Genomic DNA, 20881 nt, shown 5'->3' with positions numbered 1-20881 from the left:
GGGTGTTCCTAAGTTTGAACTTAGGAACACCCTTTTATCTTTATAAAATATGCTTGTCTATCAACTGAACTAATTCAGCTATTTCAGGTTTACTAACTTGTGCATTTGCACCAACCATTTGTCCTTTATGACGAAGGTCATCGGTAATTAAAGAAGAGAAAATAATAACCGGTAATTTTGCCGTTTGATTATTTTCTTTTATTCTTCTTGTAAAATGATGTCCATCCATCTGAGGCATTTCAATATCCGTGATAACAAGCTGAACTTCATCTGTTATGTTTTTCCCTTGAGAAGTGATGGCTTCTAAATATTGAAGCGCATCTTTTCCATTTTCAAAAAACTCAATATTGGTAAACCCTGCTTCATTTAGCGTGTCATGAAGAAGCTTTCTTAATAAAGGTGAATCCTCTGCAACCACCAATTTCTTCGTGGATCTTTCTCTTTGGCCAAGCTTCTTAACTTGCTGAACATTAATCCCTGTTTCTGGGTTGATCTCTACTACAATCTTTTCAAAATCAAGTAGCAAGATCATTTCACCATGAAGCTTTACAACTCCAATAATTTGACTCTCAGGTCCTTGATACATTTCTGAAGGCTTTTCAATTTGGTCCCATGAAATCCGGTGAATTTGTGTAACAGTATGAACGTGAAAGACAATCTTTTGTTTGTTAAATTCTGCAACAATAAATTTATCCTGTTCAGGGGATTGTGAAGGAGGAAACCCTAATGCATTAGCCACATTCACAACTGGTAATACTTCCCCTCTTAACTCAATGATTCCCTCTACATGCGGATGGGAATGAGGTACCTGAGTAACTTGAACGGGATTTATTATTTCCTTCACTTTTATAACATTAATACCAAATTTATTTTTTCCAATACTAAATTCAACGATCTCTAGTTCATTTGTTCCACTTTCTAACAAAATTCCTTTTTTATTTTCCATTAACGGTTCGACCCCTTTTGGCTAGCAAATATCTGTGTTAGCATACAAATACTATACCATGAAACGGTCTAATTAACAGTTAACTTTCACATAAAATATGTTACTTTTCTACCATCTTTAGACAACTAGTAGACTATGAAAGTAACACTTCTAATTGATTTTTATGATGATAGTCATGCTGAATGAAATCTACAATATATTCACGTATCGTTAGTTGATAATCACCAATAGTAAATGAAGTAAAACAATTTTTCCAACACTTACATAATAACCCATTAGTAGCTATTTTTAATATGAAAATTAAGAGGATTTTTTCACTCTCAAACCTCCACATGATAAAATAAACGAATAGGAGAGTGATCACTTGGAACATTTGGTTAATTCAAAAGTAAAAAACATTGAAATATCAGGAATTCGTAAGTTTTTTAATATGGTTGCTGGCACAAAGGATATGATTTCATTAACTCTTGGCCAACCGGACTTCCCTACACCAGAGCATGTAAAAGAAGCAGGAAAAAAAGCCATTGATGAAAATTTCACTACATATACTCATAATGCTGGATACATTGAACTACGAATAGCAGCTGCTCAATTTGTTCAAACGAAATACGGTTTATCTTACAATCCAAACGATGAAATTATTATCACTTCAGGAGCTAGCGAAGCGATAGATATTACGTTTCGAACTATTTTAGAAGAAGGTGTGGAGGTTATATTACCTGGACCTGTATATCCTGGTTATGAGCCAATTATAAAATTATGCGGTGCAGAGCCCGTATATGCGGATACAAGAGATAACAACTTCCGAATGACTGCTGAAATTATTAGCAACTACATAACGGATAAAACTCGTTGCATCGTCTTACCCTATCCGTCCAACCCTACTGGTGTGAGTTTAACAAAGGAAGAATTAAGCGATATTGCCGAATTGCTGAAAGACAAAGAAATATTTGTATTAGCTGACGAAATATACAGTGAATTAGTATTTGACCATAAGCATTTCTCAATTGGTACGATTCTAAAAGAAAAAACGATTGTCATCAATGGTCTTTCTAAATCACATTCGATGACCGGTTGGAGAATTGGAATGATTTTTGCTCCTAGTTCTATAACTGAACATATCTTGAAGGTTCATCAATATAATGTCTCTTGCGCTTCTTCCGTTTCACAAATGGCTGCCTTAGAAGCACTTACTGCAGGCATAAATGATGCAATTGATATGAGACAAGCCTATTTGGAACGAAGAGAATATGTATATGAGAGATTAACCACCATGAATCTGTCAGTTGTGAAACCAGATGGAGCCTTTTATTTCTTTGTAAAGCTACCAGAACCGTTTACCAATTCGTTTGACTTTGCCCTACAATTAGTCCAAGAACGAGGAGTTGCTGTCGTACCTGGAAGTGCATTTTCTCCGCTTGGTGAAGGATATATACGCATCTCGTTTGCTTATTCCATGGAAGTACTTGCTGAGGCATTAGATAGGCTGGAGGCATTTTTAAAAGATCATCAGTCATAAAAGTGAAACCCAAGCTCTTCTTCGAGCTTGGGTTTCATTTATTGCCAATATTTATATAGAGCCTGTGTACCACTATTTTCTTCACCTTGTTCCGCCAATTGCTCGTATATTGATTTGGCAAGTGATAATCCAGGAGTCATCATTCCCATTTGTTCTGCCTCATCTAAAGCAATGGTCATATCTTTAATAAAGTGTTTGATATAAAAACCTGGAGAAAAATCCCCTCCAATAATCCTTGGCGCAAGATTCGAAAGAGACCAGCTCCCCGCTGCTCCCGATGAAATACTTTTAAGTACTGTTGTTGGGTCAAGCCCTGCCTTTTCAGCGTATACAACCGCCTCACAAACACCAAGCATATTAGATGCAATGGCAATCTGATTACACATTTTGGTATGCTGACCAGCTCCAGCACTTCCTTGATACACAATATTACTTCCTAACACCTGAAAAATAGGTTGTAATGCATCAAAAACCTTTTGATCTCCACCAACCATTATGGAAAGCTTGCCCTCTCTCGCTCCAATATCTCCACCTGAAACGGGAGCGTCTACAGAATAGATTCCCTTTTTCTTAGACTCATTATATATTTTTTTTGCCAATGTAGGTGTGGAGGTCGTCATATCTATTAAGAAAGAACCTGGACTTGCCGTATGTATAATTCCTTTTTCTCCGAGATAAATTTGTTCAACATCAGATGGATATCCAACCATTGTTATGATAATATCAGCCATATCAGTAATAGCCTCTGGAGATTCAATCCAAGCTACACCTTCATCTAAAATATCTTGTGCTTTTTCTTTTGTACGAGTATAAGCAACGACCTTATAGCCTGCTTTTACTAGATTTCTCGCCATACTTTTCCCCATGACACCTAAACCAACAAATCCGATTGTGCTATTTGCCTTCAGTTCCATACTCACTTCTCCCCGCTAGAAATAAGTAGTATTTTATCACTTATTTCCAATTTGTTCAAAGAAATGACTATAGCTGAGATTGAAAGTTCTGAACATAGCCTGAAACAATCATATCATTTTCATTAAAAATCTGTACCTTGACCGCTTTTTCTTGCTGAATCATCTCTTCTAATACGAATGTATGTAAATCGATCTGTAGAGGAATGGGATCCATTGACAGATATATTTCCTCTTGCTTTCCTACATGGAGTAGCTTTCCATCATGAACATATTGCTCTCCATAATAAATTTCAGCTGTTCCTAACGCTTTTGCTAATTGTTTATTTTCGATTAAGACTTTTACTTTGTACATATCTTCTTCAGAAAATAATCGTTCATCAAATTTAAACCGAAACTGAAGTTCATTATTTTTTGTAAGTAATACATCTGCATACTGATTAATAAACGATTGTTTTTGGCTTCCTTCACATCCTACTAGAATAAGTGAACAACACAATACGAAAATGGCTTTCTTCATGATCGTCCTCCTTTATCACTTACCTTAGCCTAGAAATGCAAAGTATAAACGGTCAATTAGAAAAGTTTACAATTCATTGAGATTTGACTACACAACTCGATTCATTTTAAAATCAGGGAAAAGAAGGGGGAACTATTATGTATTTTAAAGAACTCTATGTGTTTAACTCCTCAAAACCAACAAAAGCGATTATTCGAACGTATACAAAAGACGATTTTCAAGAATTAATACGGATTCAACAAGAAGCATTTCCTCCTCCCTTTCCTTCTGAGCTTTGGTGGAAAGAAGAACAGTTAAACAATCATGTCGAACTATTCCCTGAGGGAGCATTATGTGTAGAAGTGGACGGTGTGATTTGCGGTTCGATCACAGGATTAATTACTAATTTTGATAAAAACCATCCAAGTCATACTTGGGAGGAAGCAACTGACAATGGCTACATTACTAATCATGCGGCAAATGGTAATTCCTTGTACATAGTCGATATTTGTATTTCACCCGCTTATCGAAAACTAGGATTAGGAAAATGGCTGATGCAGTCCATGTATGAAACAGTGGTTCAACTTAAGCTTGAGCGATTATTAGGAGGAGGGCGTATGCCAGGATATCATAAGCATGCGGATCAACTTTCGGTAGAAGAGTATGTTGAAAAGTTGATACTAGGAGAATTACAAGACCCTGTTATCACCTTTTTATTAAGATGCGGTAGAACACCTGTCGTAGCTGTAAAGGATTATTTAGAAGATGAACATTCGTTAAATTACGGACTTCTGATGGAGTGGAAAAATCCTTTCTTATAAGAAAAGCGCAAGCGCCTTGGTAAGCTCCGACAGGCATAAGTCGAAGTACGAAAGAGGTCCTGACCTCTGTAGGGCTTTGGCTTATGACCCCGAGGAGCTAGGCGCTGGAGCTAGACACTGTTCAAAGTTCAAAAACTTATACTTTCTTATCTTAACAAAAAAACCCAACTGATTAAAATCAGTTGGGTTTCTCTTTTATCGTTGAGTTGCTTTCGCTACTGCCTCTAACACTTCTTCCGTCGTGCTCATTTGAAGCACTTCTGAAGCCAATGCTTCCATATCCGCTTTTGATAAGTTACGGATTTGAGAACGTGCTTTTAGGATAGAAGTTGCACTCATAGAGAACTCATCTAAGCCTAAGCCGAGAAGAACAGGGATCGCTTGCTCGTCGCCAGCCATTTCTCCACACATTCCTGCCCACTTGCCTTCTTTGTGTGCAGCGTCAATAACCATTTTTACTAAACGTAAAATAGCTGGATTGTATGGCTGATACAAGTAAGATACTCTTTCGTTCATACGGTCTGCAGCCATTGTGTATTGGATTAAGTCATTTGTTCCAATACTGAAGAAATCAACTTCCTTAGCAAATTGATCAGCAATAACAGCAGTAGAAGGAATTTCTACCATGATTCCTAGTTCAATTTTCTCAGAAACAGCTACTCCTTCAGCTTGAAGCTTTTGACGCTCCTCTTCAAGAATTGCTTTTCCTTCACGGAATTCAGCTAGTGTTGCAATCATTGGGAACATAATTTTTAAGTTTCCATATACACTTGCACGAAGAAGCGCACGAAGTTGCGTACGGAACATATCTTGCTCTTCAAGACATAAACGGATCGCACGGAATCCTAAGAAAGGATTCATTTCCTTCGGTAAGTTTAAGTAAGGAAGTTCCTTGTCTCCACCAATGTCTAATGTACGAACAACAACTGGCTTTCCATCCATTCCTTCTAGAACAGCTTTGTATGATTCAAACTGCTCCTCTTCTGTTGGAAGTTGGTCACGACCCATGTAAAGGAATTCAGTACGGTAAAGACCTACACCTTCGCCACCATTGTTAATAACACCTTTTAAATCTTTTGGTGTTCCGATATTTGCAGCAAGCTCCACATGATGACCATCGGATGTTACCGTTTGCTCGTTAACAAGCTTTGCCCACTCAGCTTTTTGTGCTTCAAAAGCAGCGTGCTCGGACTTGAAACGTTCAACTTCTTCAGCAGTTGGATTAATATAGACTTGTCCATTTAATCCATCAACAATCACAAGATCGCCGTTTTGAATTTCTTCAGTTGCTGTCTTTGTACCTACAACTGCAGGAATTTCCATTGAGCGAGCCATAATCGCAGAGTGAGATGTTCTTCCACCGATGTCAGTTGTAAAGCCTTTCACAAATTGACGATTTAGCTGAGCTGTATCTGATGGTGTAAGATCTTCAGCAACGATAATTACTTCTTCTGAAATCATACTAGGGTTAACGATTTGTACACCTAATAAATGAGAAAGAACGCGTTTTGTTACATCGCGAATATCAGCAGCTCTTTCCTTCATGTATTCATTGTCCATTGACTCAAACATCGCCACAAACATATCAGCTGTTTCTTTTAAAGCAAATTCAGCATTTACTTTATCGGTTTTAACTTTATCTTCGATTGGAGAAACAAGCTCTGGATCACTTAGTACGAGCAAGTGCGCTTCAAAAATAGCTGCCTTATCAGCACCTAATTCTACTTTTGCCTTGTCTCTAATACCTTCAAGTTCAACCTTTGATTGATTTAATGCCGCACGGAAACGATCTATTTCAACTGTTTCATTATCGATTGACTTTTTTGTAAAGGTTAAATCAGGTTCTACCAAACGGTATGCTTTTGCGATTGCTATTCCACTAGATGCAGCAATTCCATTTAAAAAGTTCATTTTTATGCTAAACCTTCTTTTTTCAAAGTTTCTTCAAGACTAGCTAGAGCTTCTTGCTCATCTCCACCTACTGCAGAAATAGTAATGTCAGCTCCTTGTCCAACTCCTAGAGACATAACACCCATGATTGACTTAAGGTTTACTTTTTTCCCCTTGTACTCAAGGTTAATATCAGAATCGAACTTACTAGCTGCTTGTACTAGTAATGTTGCAGGACGAGCGTGAATTCCTGTTTCAGCTATAATTTTAAATTGTTTTTCTGCCATGGTTAATCAAACTCCTTTTTCCTATACATATATTTGATAAGATGTTTCTCGTTAATTGTCTAATTCCTTCACTTTACCTATTTCATTCAGACATTGAAAAATATATAGCATACTTTAGTATTTTTTCCACTGTCCATTTTATTCATTAAATATAGCTAACGCCGACTAAAGTTCTTAGGGTTATCAGACAATCGACATCTCAAAAAAAAGAATAGCATTTCCTTAGCTTGTATACAATGAAAAAGCCACAAATGTAGAGGAATTTTCACAGTTTTTTTATTTAACCGCTTACATTTTTACTCATAATAATTAAATTTTCCAACATGCGTTAGAATGGTAAATATTATCCAATAAAGTAAGCTTTTGATTAGAACAATGAAAATAAAATACTTGTAATCAATAAATGGAAAATGTATGATTTTAGTAATAGTAAATTTGTTACATTTTCTCACAAGGTGATATGTATGATTTATAAAAGACAAGAGGCCTTTCGATTTCAATTTCAACAGCCTATTCATGGGACATTTAAGATTGTAAGCATAAATGGAATGCAAGGGGATGTTAAATCCGCTCTTGCTTATATAGTAGATATTAGCCCCAATGGGATAAAATTCAGATCACCAATTAACTTACCCATTGAACAAAATGATTTTTTGCTAGAGATATCATTTATATTAGCTGACCGCTTAATTCGCGTTCTAGGAAAGCCAAAATGGAAAAAGACCGAAGGCAAAATGTGTGTATACGGATTTACTGGTTTAGATGACAAGGAAACAAAAAAAGAAATCGTCAATGTTCTTAAAATATATGCAAAAATGATTCATCACGAATCAAAAACTTAGACTCGAAAGCTACCAACTATTAGGTAGCTTTTTACTTACTCATCGTATATCATCTTTTTCGTCATTCCTCCATCAATGGTTATATTTGTACCAGTCATGAAATCATTATTCGGGTCACATAAGAATAAACACCCGCGTGCTATGTCACTTGACTTACCCACCCTTTTGGAAAAATGCTGTGAATGGTCGATCTCACGCAGATCTTCATAATGATTCGTTTCAATCCAACCTGGACTTATGCAATTTACTCTCACTTTTTTTTCAGATAATGTAGCAGCTAATGCATGAGTTAATGCTATAATCCCACCTTTTGATGCTGCATATGCTTCCGAATGCGGTTCGGACATAAAGGCTCTAGTCGAGGAAATATTAATGATTGATCCACCTACTTCAATCACCTTGGCTACCTCCCTCGAACAGAGAAAAACACCCTTTAAATTGGTATTAAGTACTCGATCCCACTCATCCACGGTCATTTCGTAGAAATTTGAAAAAGAGGAAATACCAGCATTATTAATCAAAATGTCGACTCGACCGAATTTTTCCATTACATAGGTAACTAAAGAAATAACTGATTGCTCGTTTGAAACATCGGTTGCAAAAAAACTTATCCTCTCATTGTTATATTTCTTTTCTGCTTTCTTCCCATTCTCAGCATCATTATCAGCAATAACTACCTTCGCTCCAGCTTCATAAAAAGCATGAACAATTCCAGCACCAATCCCGCTGGCACCTCCTGTTATTATTACGGTTTTTTCACTGTACATATTTCTTCCTCCCCTAGCTTCTAGGCTCCTGTAAATACTGATAAATCACATCTCCGCTTCTTTGAGCAATTCCTCTAAAATGTTTAAAATCCTCCAGAGCAACAACTATAGCCCTTACATCAAGGAATACTTCTCTATGTACATACCACTCATTTATTTGTCCACTTCTTAATTTTTCGATCATTTCTAAAATCAGGTCTCTTTCCATTAGTAATCCCTCCCTCTAGAGCTATTATATAAGAAAAATAAACGGTTTCAAAATCGACTATTTATTCTCTTAAAAACTATTACTATAATAAATAATTATTAAAATTCACAAAAAATTCTTTACGTACAGGAGAAAGTAGTGCAAAATGTTTATAATATCGTCATCTGGAAAGAAAAGGAGAGAGCGACATTGAAAAGAGCTGAAGTGGGGAACGTGATTGAATTTAGAGATGGGTTACAAGGCATTGTTGAAAAAGTAAACGAAAATTCAGTAATTGTTGACCTTACCTATATGGACAATTATCGAGATCTTGAATTAGACCAAAGAACTGTTGTAAATCATAAAAACTATAAAGTTATTAAAGAATCTTCATTTTAAAAACGAACTATTGGAAGCGCATTCTATATGTTTAGTAGTGTGATTTTGTCTCAAAAATGAAAATAGGTTATAATATGGGGAAACCTCTTATTTAGGAGGTTTCTTCTTTTTTATTTAATAAATGCAAGACCATTCTTTAGAGAGGAGTCATCATATGTTTCAGAAACAAATGGATGTAAAAATGATTTTCGGTATATTACTTGCTCACGTATTATTATTTTTTACTTTTCAAGAGAAAAGTGTATTTTGGTACATATTCACAGCTTCGATGCTGTTTTTAATTACTTATTCCATTCTTCAAGAGGAAATGGATGATCAACAACCGTTTAGAATTTATATTACATTTGGTGTCATTTCGGGAGTAAGTTTGTTTGGCTTATTTTACCTAGGTAATATCTTATTAAATATGGTTGATCTTCCGTTAAAAGGGTCGGTCGCAAAGCTGTACAAACAAATGTCCCCTTCTCAAATATGGCAGTACATCGTCATATTTCTTATCATAATTCCAGGTGAAGAGATCTTTTGGAGAGGATTTATTTTAAAACGACTTCTTGGACGGATAAAAATCCTACCCAGTATTTTGTTATCAACATTATTATATACTTCTGTCAACATATACTCGGGGTCAAGTCACCTGATTCTCGCTTCGATTGTTGCCGGACTAGTTTGGTCAAGCCTCTATGTTTGGAAGAAGAGCATTCCTTTACTAATTGTTTCACACCTCGTATTTGATTTATTTTTGTTAGTCTTATTCCCTTTAGGTTAGTTTAACTTGTAACCTTTTTAAACCATCTCCGTCTATTATCATGAGACTCTCAATAGACAACTAGGAGGAAATGTAATTGAAATTTATTAATATGTATATAACAATTGGCATACTTGCTGCGGTGTTAACAGCCTGTGGAACTGGAGAAACAAGCTTAGAGGAAGCAAAAAATGGGACATCCTCCGAACAGGGTAACATAGAACCAGAGGAAGAACCTATTCAAGAGGAGAATAATGAAGAAACCGATCCATCAGATACAATGATTCGCCTTCTTGAAAACAAGTTAACCTTTACATTAAATGGAGAAACAAAAGAAGAAACAGCATTTTTAAAACATAGTGATAATCAAGGATATTCAATGTATGTTCTTCCAGAGTATGAACTAACAGCAGAGGAACCAAATAAAGATGTAGTCATGCTCTCAAACGATGGTGAAATTTTCATGAGGGTCGAACTCTTACCAGAGGATGTGGACTGGGATGCTACTGAACAGACTGCGATCGACCAATTGCAGGCTGTATCTGCTGAAGTAAATGAGGTCACACCACCGAAACTTGAATTTTTTGCAAATAGTAAAGTGTATGAAGCTAAGATAAACGGGGAAGTTATTACTTCTTACCTAGTAAACAACAATGAAGGGGTAATCAAACTAACATCGTTTACAAAAGAGTCTGCTGATCATCGTGACTCATTTATCAAAATGGCAGAAACCATTGTTAACGAAACCCATTAAGACTCAGGGATTTTCCCCCGAGTCTTATTTTTTTACGGAATCTAGCGGCTTCACCCACAATAGAACAATAAAGATGATCGTGACGTAACCAAATATAGGGTATAGGTAAGAAAGCAATGTTCCATAATTTACAAAACTACCTAAATAGGAAATGATAAAAATAATGCATACCCAAGCAATCCTAGGTAGTTTTAAGTAATTATTGAGTTGCTTCTCAAGACCATACACATTTCCAATAACGGATGTAAAAATCTCTCCATATATAATAAGTACATAAATCCAATAGAAACCATAAGCCAGATTTTTCATAATTGCAGCCATTGGAATCTCATATATTTCTAAATTAGGAAGCATGATTAATGTCGCATGACTAGAAAGGAGAATAACCGTTAACGCAGCACCTCCGATAATCCCCCCCCACTTTACCGTATCCTCATCCTCTATTTCTGCTGCAACAGGGACAAGCACCGCTTGGGCCAGCCCAATATTAAAAGCCGTATAGGAAAACGGGTTAACAACAGACTTCCAGCCATCGTCTGCCGGAGGAATTAACAAGAGCTGTTCAAGAAAATTAGGTTGCTGAATCGTAACCATGAATAACAGAAAACTAAAACATATCATCATAGGTACCACAAAAGTGTTAACGGCAAATAAACCTTTTGTTCCAACAATCATGACGATAAATGAAAGGGCAATCGTGAGCATAATTCCTAAACTTCTTGAAAGACCAAGCTGCTCCTGAAAAACGGCACCGGCACCGCTTAACATAACAGCACTAACTCCAAGTAACATGAATAACATTAAAATATTTATAGCCCCTCCTAAATAAGGGCCGAACAAGAATGTATTTAACTCCTGATACGATTTTGCCCGTAATCTTGCAGCAAGTCGCATCAGCTTAGAGCCTAAAAATATAAAAATATAACCACTCATTAAAATCCCAATTAGTCCGATAAAACCAAATCGGGAGAAAAACTCTACGATTTCCTTTCCTGTGGCAAACCCAGCACCTACCACAGTTCCTACGTAAACTGCAGCGAGCTGAAACGCTGCCCCCCATTTCTTTTTCACTCCATCTCCCCCTTCCATTTATTTATATGAACAGAAGGACAAACAATGACGAGCTTTTTCAGGAAGATAAGAATAGCAGACACCTTTGGAACAAACTTACAAAAAAAAACAGATCAAAATACTTGAAAGTCAAAAAAGGTCAAAGTATAATCGAATTACAAAAGGTCAAAGTTAGTCAAAGTCAAAAATATATAAATAGGAGGAAAAATGAATGCTTTGTCAAACATGTCAAAAAACAGAAGCTACTATAGCTGTAAGAATGACTATTAATGGGAATGAAAATCAACTACATCTTTGTCAAAGTTGCTTCCAGAAGGAGCGCGAAAAGATGTTATCGACTTTTGGACCAAACCTATCTGGTTTTCAATCTTTTTCCCCTTTTGAATCATTCTTTCAACCTATGAATATAAAGCAACAAGAAAAACAACAAAGAAATATGGGGACTTCTCAGAAAAGTAGTGGAAATAAAGGTTTTATTGATCAATATGGACGAAACTTAACTACATTGGCACAAGCTGGTTTAATTGATCCAGTGATTGGACGTGACGAAGAGGTTAACCGTGTCATTGAAATATTAAATAGAAGAAATAAAAATAATCCTGTCTTAATCGGTGAACCTGGTGTTGGTAAAACAGCCATCGCCGAGCATCTAGCAGTTAAGATTGCTGAAGGAAGTGTTCCAAACAAGCTTAAAAAAAGCCAAGTCTATCTTTTGGATGTGGCTTCTTTAGTATCGAACACAGGTATTCGTGGCCAGTTTGAAGAAAGAATGAAAGAAATAATGCTTGAGCTTCAGCAAAAGAAAAATATTATTCTATTTATCGACGAAATTCACCAGTTAGTTGGTGCCGGGAGTGCAGAAGGATCGATGGATGCAGGGAATATTTTAAAACCAGCATTAGCACGTGGAGAACTTCAACTTATTGGTGCAACAACTTTAAAAGAATACAAAAAAATTGAGAAAGACGCCGCCCTTGAGAGACGCTTCCAACCCGTTCAAGTACTAGAACCAACGATCTCTGAAGCGATTGAAATTCTTAAAGGACTGAAAAGTAAATACGAGGATTATCATGAGGTTGTATTTACAGACGAGGCGATCGAAGCATGTGTGAATTTATCACATCGATACATCCAAGATCGTTTTCTTCCAGATAAAGCGATTGATTTACTCGATGAAGCTGGTTCAAAACTGAATTTAACCGCTAATTATTCTAATACGGAAGGCATCGAAAATCGCTTGAAGGAAATCGCAAAAGAAAAAGAAGAAGCTCTAAAGGTAGAAAAGTATGAGCTCGCAGCCAAGCTACGTGAAGAAGAAAAAGAACTTGAACAGAAGCTTTCTCATGGGGAACTAGATCAACGACCACTTGTAAAAGTGGAGCATATCCATCAATTAATTGAAAAGAAAACAAGAATTCCTGTGGGTAAACTTGAGCAATCAGAACAAGAAAAGCTACAAAACCTTGAAAGCCATTTATCAAATAAGGTAATAGGACAGCAGGAAGCTGTGAAAAAATTAGTTAAAGCCATTCGCCGAAGTCGAGCTGGTTTAAAAGCAAAAGGACGCCCTATTGGATCCTTCCTATTCGTTGGTCCAACCGGTGTCGGGAAAACAGAACTTTCCAAGTCATTAGCTGAAGAACTATTTGGTTCAAAAAACTCTATGATTCGCTTAGATATGAGTGAATACATGGAAAAGCATAGTGTTTCTAAATTGATTGGTTCTCCTCCTGGATATGTTGGACACGAGGAATCAGGACAGTTAACGGAACAAGTAAGACGTAACCCATATTGTATTATTTTGTTAGATGAGATTGAAAAAGCTCATCCAGACGTTCTAAATATGTTCCTTCAAATTCTAGAAGACGGTAGATTAACGGACAGTCAAGGAAGAACCGTCAGCTTTAAAGATACGGTCATTATTATGACTTCCAATGCAGGTGTAGGCCATAAGACGGTGAAGGTTGGCTTTGGAAACGATCATCATGAACATGAAAGCAATTTATTAGCCACATTAGGATCATACTTTAAGCCTGAGTTCCTCAATCGTTTTGATGCGATTATTGAGTTTTCATCATTACAAGAAGAAGATTTACTCCAAATTGTTGATATTATGATTAGTGACTTAAATATTATGCTTAAAGAGCAGCAGATGACAGTGACAATAACGGAAGAAGTGAAAAGAAAGCTTGCTACATTAGGATACTCCCCTTCGTTTGGGGCACGTCCATTAAGAAGGGTGATTCAAGACCAGATTGAAGATCAAATTTCAGACTTCATTATAAATGATCCTGATTGTAAGGAATTAATCGCGGTTGTTGAGGAAGACAAGATTATTATTAAGAAAGCATAGGAATAGAAAGAGCGGAGCCACCTTTTTTATCATTGGCTTCGCTCTTTTTCTTATAACTTTTGATCTTCGATTGAGTTTAACCAAGCCTCAATTTCGCCTACGACAGATTGTACGCATCCATCTTCAAACGGTGAAATTAAGTTTGCTGCTTTTACAAGCTCAGTAAAAGGCATGCTACCGCCTAAAGTACAAAGATGTAGATAATCGTTCCATGCTTTTTTATGATCCTCACCAGAACGCTTCCAGAATTGGAAAGCACAAATTTGTGCCAATGTGTAATCAATATAATAGAACGGAGTCGTGTATATATGACCTTGACGCTGCCAGAATCCGCCACCCTCTAAATACTCATTTCCGTCGTAATCTTTGTGAGGCATGTATTTCTTTTCAATCTCACGCCAAGCTAGCTTTCTCTCCTTTGGTGTAGCGGTAGGATTTTCATACACCCAATGCTGAAATTCGTCCACACTTACGCCATATGGAAGGAATAAAAGGGCGGAACTTAAATGAGCAAACTTATATTTATCCGTGTCTTCCTTAAAAAATAGCTCCATCCATGGCCAAGTGAAAAATTCCATACTCATCGAATGTATTTCCGCTGCTTCATAAGTAGGCCAATTATATTCTGGAATTTCAAAATGACTGCTTGAATACACCTGGAATGCGTGCCCTGCCTCATGTGTTAATACATCGATATCACCTGACGTACCATTAAAATTTGAAAAGATAAAAGGTGACTTGTAGTTTTCAATATATGTACAATATCCGCCACCAGCTTTCCCTTTCTTTGCCACTAAGTCCATTAAATGATTCTCTACCATATAATGAAAGAACTCGCCTGTTTCCTTTGAAAGTTCATCATACATCTTTTGTCCATTTTGAATAATCCACTCAGGATCACCCTTCGGTACCGCATTCCCTGATTTAAACTTGAAGTTTTCATCATAATACTTAAGAGTGTCAACATCAATTCTTTGTCTTTGACGTTCTTTTAGTTTTGTAGCAATCGGTACAATATAATCTTCCACTTGTTTTCTAAACCCAGCGACCATTTCCGCGTTATAGTCCGTACGATACATACGGTAATAAGCTAGTTCAACGAAGTTCTTATAGCCAAGTTTTTGAGAAATCTCTGTACGAACCTTGACCAAGTCGTCATATATACGATCTAACTCACCTTCGTTTTCAGAGAAATAATTAAAACGCGCTTCACTTGCCTTTTTTCTCATATCCCGGTCTTTTGACTCTGTAAACGGTTCCATTTGAGCCAATGTACGTTCTTCTCCCTCGAAAGGAATTTTCGCAGCAGCAAGGAGCTTTGTATATTCTGTGGTAAGTTTATTTTCTTGTTGAAGCAAAGGAATGATATCAGGAGAGAACACCTTTAACTGTGCTTCGGCTAAGGCAAAAAGCTGTTTTCCCCACTTTTCTTCTAGCTCGAACTTAAAAGGTGAATTTACAAGCTCTTCGTAATATTTAGTAACTAACCCCTCAACACTTGGTTGAATTTCATCTATATAATCTTGTTCTGCCTTGTAAAACTCATCATTCGTATCAATCGAATGTCGAATATATACGAGGTTAAACATCGTGCCTAAATCATTACGTATTTGATTTATATCTTTCATCGCCTCATTTTGCTCATTTGCAGAGGCTGCATTTGAAAAAACCTCTAATGCATCTAAAAATTGTTTTTCAACAACCTCAAAATTAGGTCTCTCATATGTATACTGTTCGAATTGCAAAGTGAATCCCCCTTTGTTTAAAAATTTTGAAAAAAATACTCTTTTATTATAACTCAGGCGGCAGAGAAGCACAAAAAAAACAAGGCGTCCCAGCGGATACCTTGCATACTATTATTTCTTATTTTCTATAGATAATCCCAATTTCTTTAGCAGTTCTGTTGCTTGATCTTTTTCATCAACTGTAAGCTCTTTCATTAATTCATGTATTTTTTGTGCATGGTCTGGAAAAATATCCTCGATAAACGTCTTTCCTTGCTCTGTGATTTGAGCATACGTTACTCTCCGATCACTAGGACAAGCGACTCTAGCTAGCAATGCCTTTTGTTCCAGCTTGTCAACCACGTACGTAATACTTCCACTCGCAAGAAGGATCTTTTCTCCTATTTGCTGTAACGGCTGATCTCCTTTGTGGTATAAAAGTTCAAGAACAGCAAATTCTGTTGGATTTAGTCCATATGTTTGTATCAGTTTATTAACATTTTCATTGACTGAGCGATATGCTCTAGATAGCACAATAAAAAGTTTTAAAGATTGACTGATTTCAGCTTCCATTATTCTCATTCCTTTAAGATCCAATATACTTACTTTTTTGGTGACATATTTTTAATTAAGACTATTATAGAAAAACTAGCTTTGTTCTGTCAAATATTCATCTAATCCATAATTCCTATAAAAAGCTTGCTTATATAGTGATATAATAAGCGAAGCTATGCAAAAAACAATATGTGCTTGGAGTAATTACATGAAAAGACACTTCCTAAACCTACTTTTATATAGCCTCATCGTAGTACTACCAACACTAGGTGGCAGTTATATATTTTCACAGATTGAAAAAGAAAGAAATCTTTTAGAGCAGGTTCAACATGCTGAATGGGTTGCTTCTATTCATAAATCACATTGGGATCAATTTATTAGTGAAACAGTCACTTCTATTCAAACTCTGTCTCTTACGTCTGAAATATACGTTAACAGCCCAGAAAAAATGGCACCATTACTACAAAAGGCGTTTCAGACAGATCCTAGATACAGTGGATTGTTTTTATTGAATGAAGAAGGCCGAATGATTGTCGGCTCTAACAAGCTACTAGACGATAATCTGTACAAAAACTCGTATATTCAGGAAGTTATTCGTACCAAGGATATTATTATATCTGCTCAGGTGAATACTTTAAAAAATAACCAAAAGGTGATTGGACTAGCTTCGCCTGTGTTGGATGAACAAAATCAACTAACATTTATCACTCTTGCACTGCTTCGAGTTGATCATGTTCAAAACATCATGAAAATCCTAACACCCGAGACACCTATAGTCATCCTCAATCAAGAAGATCAAGTGATCATTGATTTCGATTCTGAGCACCTATACAAACAAGGTGGACATTGGGTATCAACACCGATGAATCAGCTACCTTGGACGATTAAAGTACAGGTAGCTGAAGAGGCCGCACGAACAAATATCTCTCATATAGTAGGAACGATTACTTTGTTCTTTATTTTGACGCATATCCTGTTTCTGTTAGTTAAATATATTTTACTAAAGAGACAATCAATTAAGGAAAGAAAGCAAAATGAAGCTCAAAAACTCGAGTTGGTTGGAACATTAGCTGCTGGGACGGCACATGAAATACGAAATCCATTAACTGGCATTAACGGCCTTGTCCAATTACTAAGTGAAAAACATAAAGATAAAGAAGATCAATTTTATTTTTCGGTTATCAATAATGAGATTAAGCGAATTAATCAAATTGTGAGCGAGTTTCTGATTCTCGGAAAACCGACAGCCATGAAAAACGAGCCAATTGATTTAAAAATGATCATCCAAGAGCTACAACCACTTATTTCTTCTGAAGCAAACTTATACAATGTGATATGCCATTATACATTTCCTGAAGAACCGGTTATCGTTCTATGTACAAAGGATCAAATGAAACAAGTCATTTTAAATATTACAAGAAATGCATTTGAATCCATGTCTACAGGTGGCACACTTGACATCCGTATTTCGAAAGAAAGGGAAAAATGTGTCCTTACGATATCTGATACTGGAGTTGGGATTGGAAAAGAAGAACTTGAGAAGATTTTCCACCCCTTTTATACGTCAAAAGCCTCTGGTACTGGCTTAGGACTTGTTATTTGTAAAAGAATCGTCCAATCGTTTCATGGTGAAATTCAGATTTCAAGTATCGAAAACAAAGGTACAACTGTTTCAGTATCCTTTCCACTAATGAAAAAATAGAGAGCTTGATTGGCTCTCTATTTTTTTATGGAAACTATATACTTTGCCTTACGAAATAAACCATTTCATAATGATTGGAAATTTAGTAAGATATCTTTAAACCATTCTTCAACAATTAAAGGAGATCTTTTTATTATGGCACAAACTGCTACTGTTCAAGAATATAAAAAACCAGACAGTGCAACAACGTATAAAATCTTATTCATTATCGCATTATGTCACCTGTTAAACGATTCCATTCAGTCGGTTGTCCCCGCCATGTTCCCTATACTTGAACAATCCATGGGACTAAGCTTTACTCAACTAGGCATCATTGGATTTTCTCTAAATATCGTATCCTCTATCATGCAACCCTTTGTTGGTATCATTACAGACCGTAAGCCCATGCCATTTGCTTTACCCATTGGCCTAACGTTCACACTAATCGGAGTTCTGGGTCTCGCCTTTGCCCCTAGTTTCCTACTGATTGTTATTTCGGTGGTCTTTATTGGATTAGGATCCGCTGTATTCCATCCGGAAGGTTCAAGAGTTGCCTATATGGCCGCTGGACCTAGAAGAGGGCTTGCACAGTCCATTTATCAAGTTGGTGGAAATTCCGGGCAAGCACTCGCTCCATTAATTACTGCACTCATACTTGTTCCTTTTGGCCAAAGAGGCGCTGGCTGGTTTACGATTGTCGCAGCAGTTGCCGTCGGACTGCTTGTTTATATTGCTTTTTGGTACGCGAACAAACTCAAAATAGATAGTCGTAAACCGAAACAAAAGCAGACTTTAGCTCCTCCATCATTTTCATTTCAACGTCAAATTCGCTTCTATTTGCTTGTAATCTTGTTCTTAATCTTCGCTCGTTCATGGTATATTTCAGGAATCACTAATTACTACGCATTTTATGCGATTGACAAGTACAGCTTTTCCATACAGCAAGCTCAACTTTATTTATTTGTTTTTCTCGTTTCAGGAGCTTTAGGTACATTTTTCGGTGGACCTTTAGCTGATAGGTTTGGGAAAAAAACCATCATCTTACTATCCATGATTGGTTCTGCTCCTATCACCATTTTGCTTCCCTTTGTGCCTCATTATTTTGCGGTGGTTTTACTTGGGATAGCGGGTTTCATACTCATGTCTAGTTTCTCAGTTACCGTTGTTTATGCACAAGAACTCGTTCCTGGGAAGATAGGTACCATGGCAGGTTTGACAGTAGGATTAGCTTTTGGAATGGGTGCTTTAGGATCTGTGTTTTTAGGGATATTAGCAGATACGATTGGATTGCCTTTAACGATTATTTCAACCGGTTTTCTCCCATTACTGGGGTTCCTAACACTGCTCCTTCCTTCAGACAAACAAATTGCAGATATATACAAATAAAACGGAAGAGGTGCACCCTCTTCCGTTTTATTTATTAATTCTTTCCTTTAATTCCTGCTTTTCTTCTTCTGTAAAAAAGTTTTGTGCCATGGGGAATAGCACATTTTCTTCCTTAGCAAAGTGATCAACAAGAGTGTAATACGCATTTTTAATAAGTCCAGCAAGTTCCAGAATATTTTCATCTGTAAAAGCGTCATTAGATTGTGATGCCTTTAAAAATGTCCCGATAAAGCCTTTTGCCTGATCATGCTCGTATTCCATTACTGCAATCGGTCCACTTTCCCTACCAATATATTTTTCCATCATTGAGAATAACACGCCCTCTTCCCTCTCTGAATGGGGCTCTAATTCATGAAAAAAGGCTTTTACCTTTTGAGTTAATTCCTGAAACATCTTTTCCCTTGTAGTTTCAACACGCTCTATTTGCTGACATGTTTCAAGCAGTCCATCAAGCATTAAAAGCAATGGAAGATGCTCATTTTTTAATTGCTGTAATCCCTCACATAATTCTACATTTCTATCCATCATTGAGCTCATACAACCTTGCATAGTTCATTTCTCCTTTTAATCATATTGTTACTAAAATTATAAGAAAGTTAGAGCTTTTCTGTTGTGATGCGTATCACAGAAGCAGATAGATGGAAGCGCTTTTAAAATTCTAAAAATTTTAACAACTTAGGAGGTAATTTTTTATTAAAGCTCATATAATGAAAATATAGAAAGTTTCTTTTGTAAACATGAGAAGTTAGGAGGGGTTAAAATGTATCAATGTAATCTACAAGAATTTTACCCAACCGCATTTATTCGAATTGGAGAGAATGACCAGTCCATGCTAAAAGGAAGTCGATTCATGTCTGAGACTTCTGTACACTGGCTAGTCGCATTAGACGGTCATCCTAGAAATGGCACTGGAGATTTTTATGTTTGGAACGTTCTTGTCTACCTAGCAGACATTCATGGGAACTTTGAGTTAAGTCAACCACATTATTGTACGGAAAGTTATTCCTGCTTTGAACAGGCTTGCAATACGGCGAAGGATCTAATGATTAGTGGACTTAACGACGAGATGATGAAATACACAGTTAGAGTACGAATAAGCTAACAAGGTTATAATCAATACTTTTGGCTTTTCCTTTTTAGGCTACTATGTGAAAATTTATACATAACGCAAAAATAAGATGGAATTCATAGAGGTCTATCGAAGATGTTGAAGTAATTCTATCATTGATAGCTATATAAGTAGTTTTCAACAAACTGAACTATCTCTAAATGTTGCTTATCGGTTTTATTCTTTTCAAGTTCCTTTAGCCGCTTTTTCGCCTGCAAAACAACAGGCTGCAAAGTAGGACGGGCCCCCGCCTCTTTCACTGTTAATTCTCCATTTAATATATCAATGGCTGCCTCCTGAACTTGTACATCACTTGTCAAATAGTAGAGTATCCCAGCTAAATACGATGTTCGATCCATACTGTCTCCTCCAATCTATTAATAGTACCTATATTAATAGTAACGGAACGCTCGTTCGTTTTCAACTATATTATCGG

The 20881-nt window shown here is 36.5% G+C and carries 22 protein-coding genes; 10 read left to right on the top strand and 12 right to left on the bottom strand.

The genetic code is table 11. The features are described from left to right. Positions 1-40: 40 nt before the first annotated feature. Positions 41-946 carry a chemotaxis protein gene (locus ACVBAX_RS04695; protein ID WP_430773747.1) on the bottom strand — a complete coding sequence of 302 codons (906 nt, stop codon included), beginning with the start codon at positions 944-946 and terminating at the stop codon, positions 41-43. Between the two features lie 364 nt (positions 947-1310). Between ACVBAX_RS04695 and ACVBAX_RS04690 the strand changes: the two genes are divergently transcribed. After that, a complete protein-coding gene (locus ACVBAX_RS04690) occupies positions 1311-2465 on the top strand; it encodes an aminotransferase A (RefSeq protein ID WP_430773746.1) in 1155 nt (384 codons plus the stop codon). 38 nt (positions 2466-2503) lie between these two features. Here the strand turns inward: ACVBAX_RS04690 and ACVBAX_RS04685 are convergent, their stop codons facing one another. After that, positions 2504-3379, bottom strand: coding sequence for an NAD(P)-dependent oxidoreductase (locus ACVBAX_RS04685; protein ID WP_447116086.1), 876 nt, complete (start codon positions 3377-3379; stop codon positions 2504-2506). A 67-nt stretch (positions 3380-3446) separates the two neighbouring features. After that, a complete protein-coding gene (locus tag ACVBAX_RS04680) occupies positions 3447-3896 on the bottom strand; it encodes a hypothetical protein (protein ID WP_447116085.1) in 450 nt (149 codons plus the stop codon). Positions 3897-4033: 137 nt separating this feature from the next. Here ACVBAX_RS04680 and ACVBAX_RS04675 point away from each other — a divergent pair, with 137 nt between their 5' ends. After that, positions 4034-4696 (top strand): GNAT family N-acetyltransferase, encoded by a 663-nt coding sequence (locus ACVBAX_RS04675; RefSeq protein WP_447116084.1) that lies wholly within the window; start codon positions 4034-4036, stop codon positions 4694-4696. Positions 4697-4891: 195 nt separating this feature from the next. Here ACVBAX_RS04675 and ptsP read toward each other — a convergent pair whose 3' ends face one another. Next, positions 4892-6607 (bottom strand): phosphoenolpyruvate--protein phosphotransferase, encoded by a 1716-nt coding sequence (ptsP, locus tag ACVBAX_RS04670; protein ID WP_430773742.1) that lies wholly within the window; start codon positions 6605-6607, stop codon positions 4892-4894. Between the two features lie 2 nt (positions 6608-6609). Further along, complete coding sequence (locus ACVBAX_RS04665; RefSeq protein ID WP_066058111.1) at positions 6610-6873, bottom strand: phosphocarrier protein HPr; 264 nt, start codon at positions 6871-6873, stop codon at positions 6610-6612. Between the two features lie 464 nt (positions 6874-7337). On the opposite strand from ACVBAX_RS04665, the gene ACVBAX_RS04660 reads away from it, so the two are divergent. Then, positions 7338-7715, top strand: coding sequence for a PilZ domain-containing protein (locus ACVBAX_RS04660; protein ID WP_447116083.1), 378 nt, complete (start codon positions 7338-7340; stop codon positions 7713-7715). Between the two features lie 35 nt (positions 7716-7750). Here ACVBAX_RS04660 and ACVBAX_RS04655 read toward each other — a convergent pair whose 3' ends face one another. Together ACVBAX_RS04655 and ACVBAX_RS04650 are read right to left on the bottom strand one after the other, a co-directional pair. Beyond that, positions 7751-8482: a glucose 1-dehydrogenase gene (locus tag ACVBAX_RS04655; protein WP_447116082.1), complete on the bottom strand. Its 732-nt coding sequence runs from the start codon at positions 8480-8482 to the stop codon at positions 7751-7753. A gap of 13 nt (positions 8483-8495) precedes the next feature. Next, positions 8496-8690: a hypothetical protein gene (locus ACVBAX_RS04650; protein WP_447116081.1), complete on the bottom strand. Its 195-nt coding sequence runs from the start codon at positions 8688-8690 to the stop codon at positions 8496-8498. A 189-nt stretch (positions 8691-8879) separates the two neighbouring features. On the opposite strand from ACVBAX_RS04650, the gene ACVBAX_RS04645 reads away from it, so the two are divergent. The 3 genes from ACVBAX_RS04645 (at position 8880) to ACVBAX_RS04635 (ending at position 10567) form a co-directional block, all read left to right on the top strand. Next, entirely contained in the window at positions 8880-9068 is a 189-nt protein-coding gene (locus ACVBAX_RS04645) for a YkvS family protein (RefSeq protein WP_066058257.1), read from the top strand. 154 nt (positions 9069-9222) lie between these two features. Further along, positions 9223-9834: a CPBP family intramembrane glutamic endopeptidase gene (locus ACVBAX_RS04640; protein ID WP_447116080.1), complete on the top strand. Its 612-nt coding sequence runs from the start codon at positions 9223-9225 to the stop codon at positions 9832-9834. Between the two features lie 76 nt (positions 9835-9910). Next, positions 9911-10567 carry a hypothetical protein gene (locus ACVBAX_RS04635; RefSeq protein ID WP_430773737.1) on the top strand — a complete coding sequence of 219 codons (657 nt, stop codon included), beginning with the start codon at positions 9911-9913 and terminating at the stop codon, positions 10565-10567. Positions 10568-10591: 24 nt separating this feature from the next. Here the strand turns inward: ACVBAX_RS04635 and ACVBAX_RS04630 are convergent, their stop codons facing one another. Next, the gene (locus ACVBAX_RS04630; RefSeq protein ID WP_447116079.1) at positions 10592-11638 is read right to left on the bottom strand and encodes a YkvI family membrane protein; all 1047 of its coding nucleotides are present in this window, start codon (positions 11636-11638) and stop codon (positions 10592-10594) included. Positions 11639-11849: 211 nt separating this feature from the next. On the opposite strand from ACVBAX_RS04630, the gene ACVBAX_RS04625 reads away from it, so the two are divergent. Next, complete coding sequence (locus tag ACVBAX_RS04625) at positions 11850-13991, top strand: AAA family ATPase (protein WP_447116078.1); 2142 nt, start codon at positions 11850-11852, stop codon at positions 13989-13991. 50 nt (positions 13992-14041) lie between these two features. Here ACVBAX_RS04625 and ACVBAX_RS04620 read toward each other — a convergent pair whose 3' ends face one another. Both ACVBAX_RS04620 and ACVBAX_RS04615 read right to left on the bottom strand, forming a co-directional pair. Next, a complete protein-coding gene (locus ACVBAX_RS04620) occupies positions 14042-15736 on the bottom strand; it encodes a M3 family oligoendopeptidase (protein ID WP_447116077.1) in 1695 nt (564 codons plus the stop codon). Positions 15737-15847: 111 nt separating this feature from the next. After that, complete coding sequence (locus ACVBAX_RS04615) at positions 15848-16288, bottom strand: MarR family winged helix-turn-helix transcriptional regulator (RefSeq protein WP_447116076.1); 441 nt, start codon at positions 16286-16288, stop codon at positions 15848-15850. Positions 16289-16478: 190 nt separating this feature from the next. On the opposite strand from ACVBAX_RS04615, the gene ACVBAX_RS04610 reads away from it, so the two are divergent. Further along, on the top strand, positions 16479-17972 hold the full coding sequence (locus ACVBAX_RS04610; protein ID WP_447116075.1) for an ATP-binding protein: 1494 nt from the start codon (positions 16479-16481) through the stop codon (positions 17970-17972). 135 nt (positions 17973-18107) lie between these two features. Then, positions 18108-19337, top strand: a complete 1230-nt coding sequence (locus ACVBAX_RS04605) for an MFS transporter (protein WP_447116074.1) — start codon at positions 18108-18110, stop codon at positions 19335-19337. Positions 19338-19364: 27 nt separating this feature from the next. Here ACVBAX_RS04605 and ACVBAX_RS04600 read toward each other — a convergent pair whose 3' ends face one another. Beyond that, a complete protein-coding gene (locus tag ACVBAX_RS04600; protein WP_447116073.1) occupies positions 19365-19886 on the bottom strand; it encodes a hemerythrin domain-containing protein in 522 nt (173 codons plus the stop codon). Between the two features lie 211 nt (positions 19887-20097). Between ACVBAX_RS04600 and ACVBAX_RS04595 the strand changes: the two genes are divergently transcribed. Then, positions 20098-20439, top strand: coding sequence for a hypothetical protein (locus ACVBAX_RS04595; RefSeq protein WP_430773729.1), 342 nt, complete (start codon positions 20098-20100; stop codon positions 20437-20439). Positions 20440-20558: 119 nt separating this feature from the next. Here the strand turns inward: ACVBAX_RS04595 and ACVBAX_RS04590 are convergent, their stop codons facing one another. Next, a complete protein-coding gene (locus tag ACVBAX_RS04590) occupies positions 20559-20804 on the bottom strand; it encodes a hypothetical protein (RefSeq protein ID WP_430773728.1) in 246 nt (81 codons plus the stop codon). Positions 20805-20881: the final 77 nt, after the last annotated feature.

This window comes from Robertmurraya sp. GLU-23 (assembly GCF_052983275.1).
The sequence above is the reverse complement of the archived record's forward strand: the minus strand, read 5'-3'. Positions and strand labels throughout refer to the sequence as shown.

Coding starts and splice junctions, on each gene's coding strand:
- ACVBAX_RS04695 (WP_430773747.1), bottom strand. CDS start 946: ATGGAAAATAAAAAAGGAATTTTGTTAGAAAGTGGAACAAATGAACTA.
- ACVBAX_RS04685 (WP_447116086.1), bottom strand. CDS start 3,379: ATGGAACTGAAGGCAAATAGCACAATCGGATTTGTTGGTTTAGGTGTC.
- ACVBAX_RS04680 (WP_447116085.1), bottom strand. CDS start 3,896: ATGAAGAAAGCCATTTTCGTATTGTGTTGTTCACTTATTCTAGTAGGA.
- ACVBAX_RS04675 (WP_447116084.1), top strand. CDS start 4,034: ATGTATTTTAAAGAACTCTATGTGTTTAACTCCTCAAAACCAACAAAA.
- ptsP (WP_430773742.1), bottom strand. CDS start 6,607: ATGAACTTTTTAAATGGAATTGCTGCATCTAGTGGAATAGCAATCGCA.
- ACVBAX_RS04665 (WP_066058111.1), bottom strand. CDS start 6,873: ATGGCAGAAAAACAATTTAAAATTATAGCTGAAACAGGAATTCACGCT.
- ACVBAX_RS04660 (WP_447116083.1), top strand. CDS start 7,338: ATGATTTATAAAAGACAAGAGGCCTTTCGATTTCAATTTCAACAGCCT.
- ACVBAX_RS04655 (WP_447116082.1), bottom strand. CDS start 8,482: ATGTACAGTGAAAAAACCGTAATAATAACAGGAGGTGCCAGCGGGATT.
- ACVBAX_RS04650 (WP_447116081.1), bottom strand. CDS start 8,690: ATGGAAAGAGACCTGATTTTAGAAATGATCGAAAAATTAAGAAGTGGA.
- ACVBAX_RS04640 (WP_447116080.1), top strand. CDS start 9,223: ATGTTTCAGAAACAAATGGATGTAAAAATGATTTTCGGTATATTACTT.
- ACVBAX_RS04625 (WP_447116078.1), top strand. CDS start 11,850: ATGCTTTGTCAAACATGTCAAAAAACAGAAGCTACTATAGCTGTAAGA.
- ACVBAX_RS04615 (WP_447116076.1), bottom strand. CDS start 16,288: ATGGAAGCTGAAATCAGTCAATCTTTAAAACTTTTTATTGTGCTATCT.
- ACVBAX_RS04610 (WP_447116075.1), top strand. CDS start 16,479: ATGAAAAGACACTTCCTAAACCTACTTTTATATAGCCTCATCGTAGTA.
- ACVBAX_RS04605 (WP_447116074.1), top strand. CDS start 18,108: ATGGCACAAACTGCTACTGTTCAAGAATATAAAAAACCAGACAGTGCA.
- ACVBAX_RS04600 (WP_447116073.1), bottom strand. CDS start 19,886: ATGCAAGGTTGTATGAGCTCAATGATGGATAGAAATGTAGAATTATGT.
- ACVBAX_RS04595 (WP_430773729.1), top strand. CDS start 20,098: ATGTATCAATGTAATCTACAAGAATTTTACCCAACCGCATTTATTCGA.
- ACVBAX_RS04590 (WP_430773728.1), bottom strand. CDS start 20,804: ATGGATCGAACATCGTATTTAGCTGGGATACTCTACTATTTGACAAGT.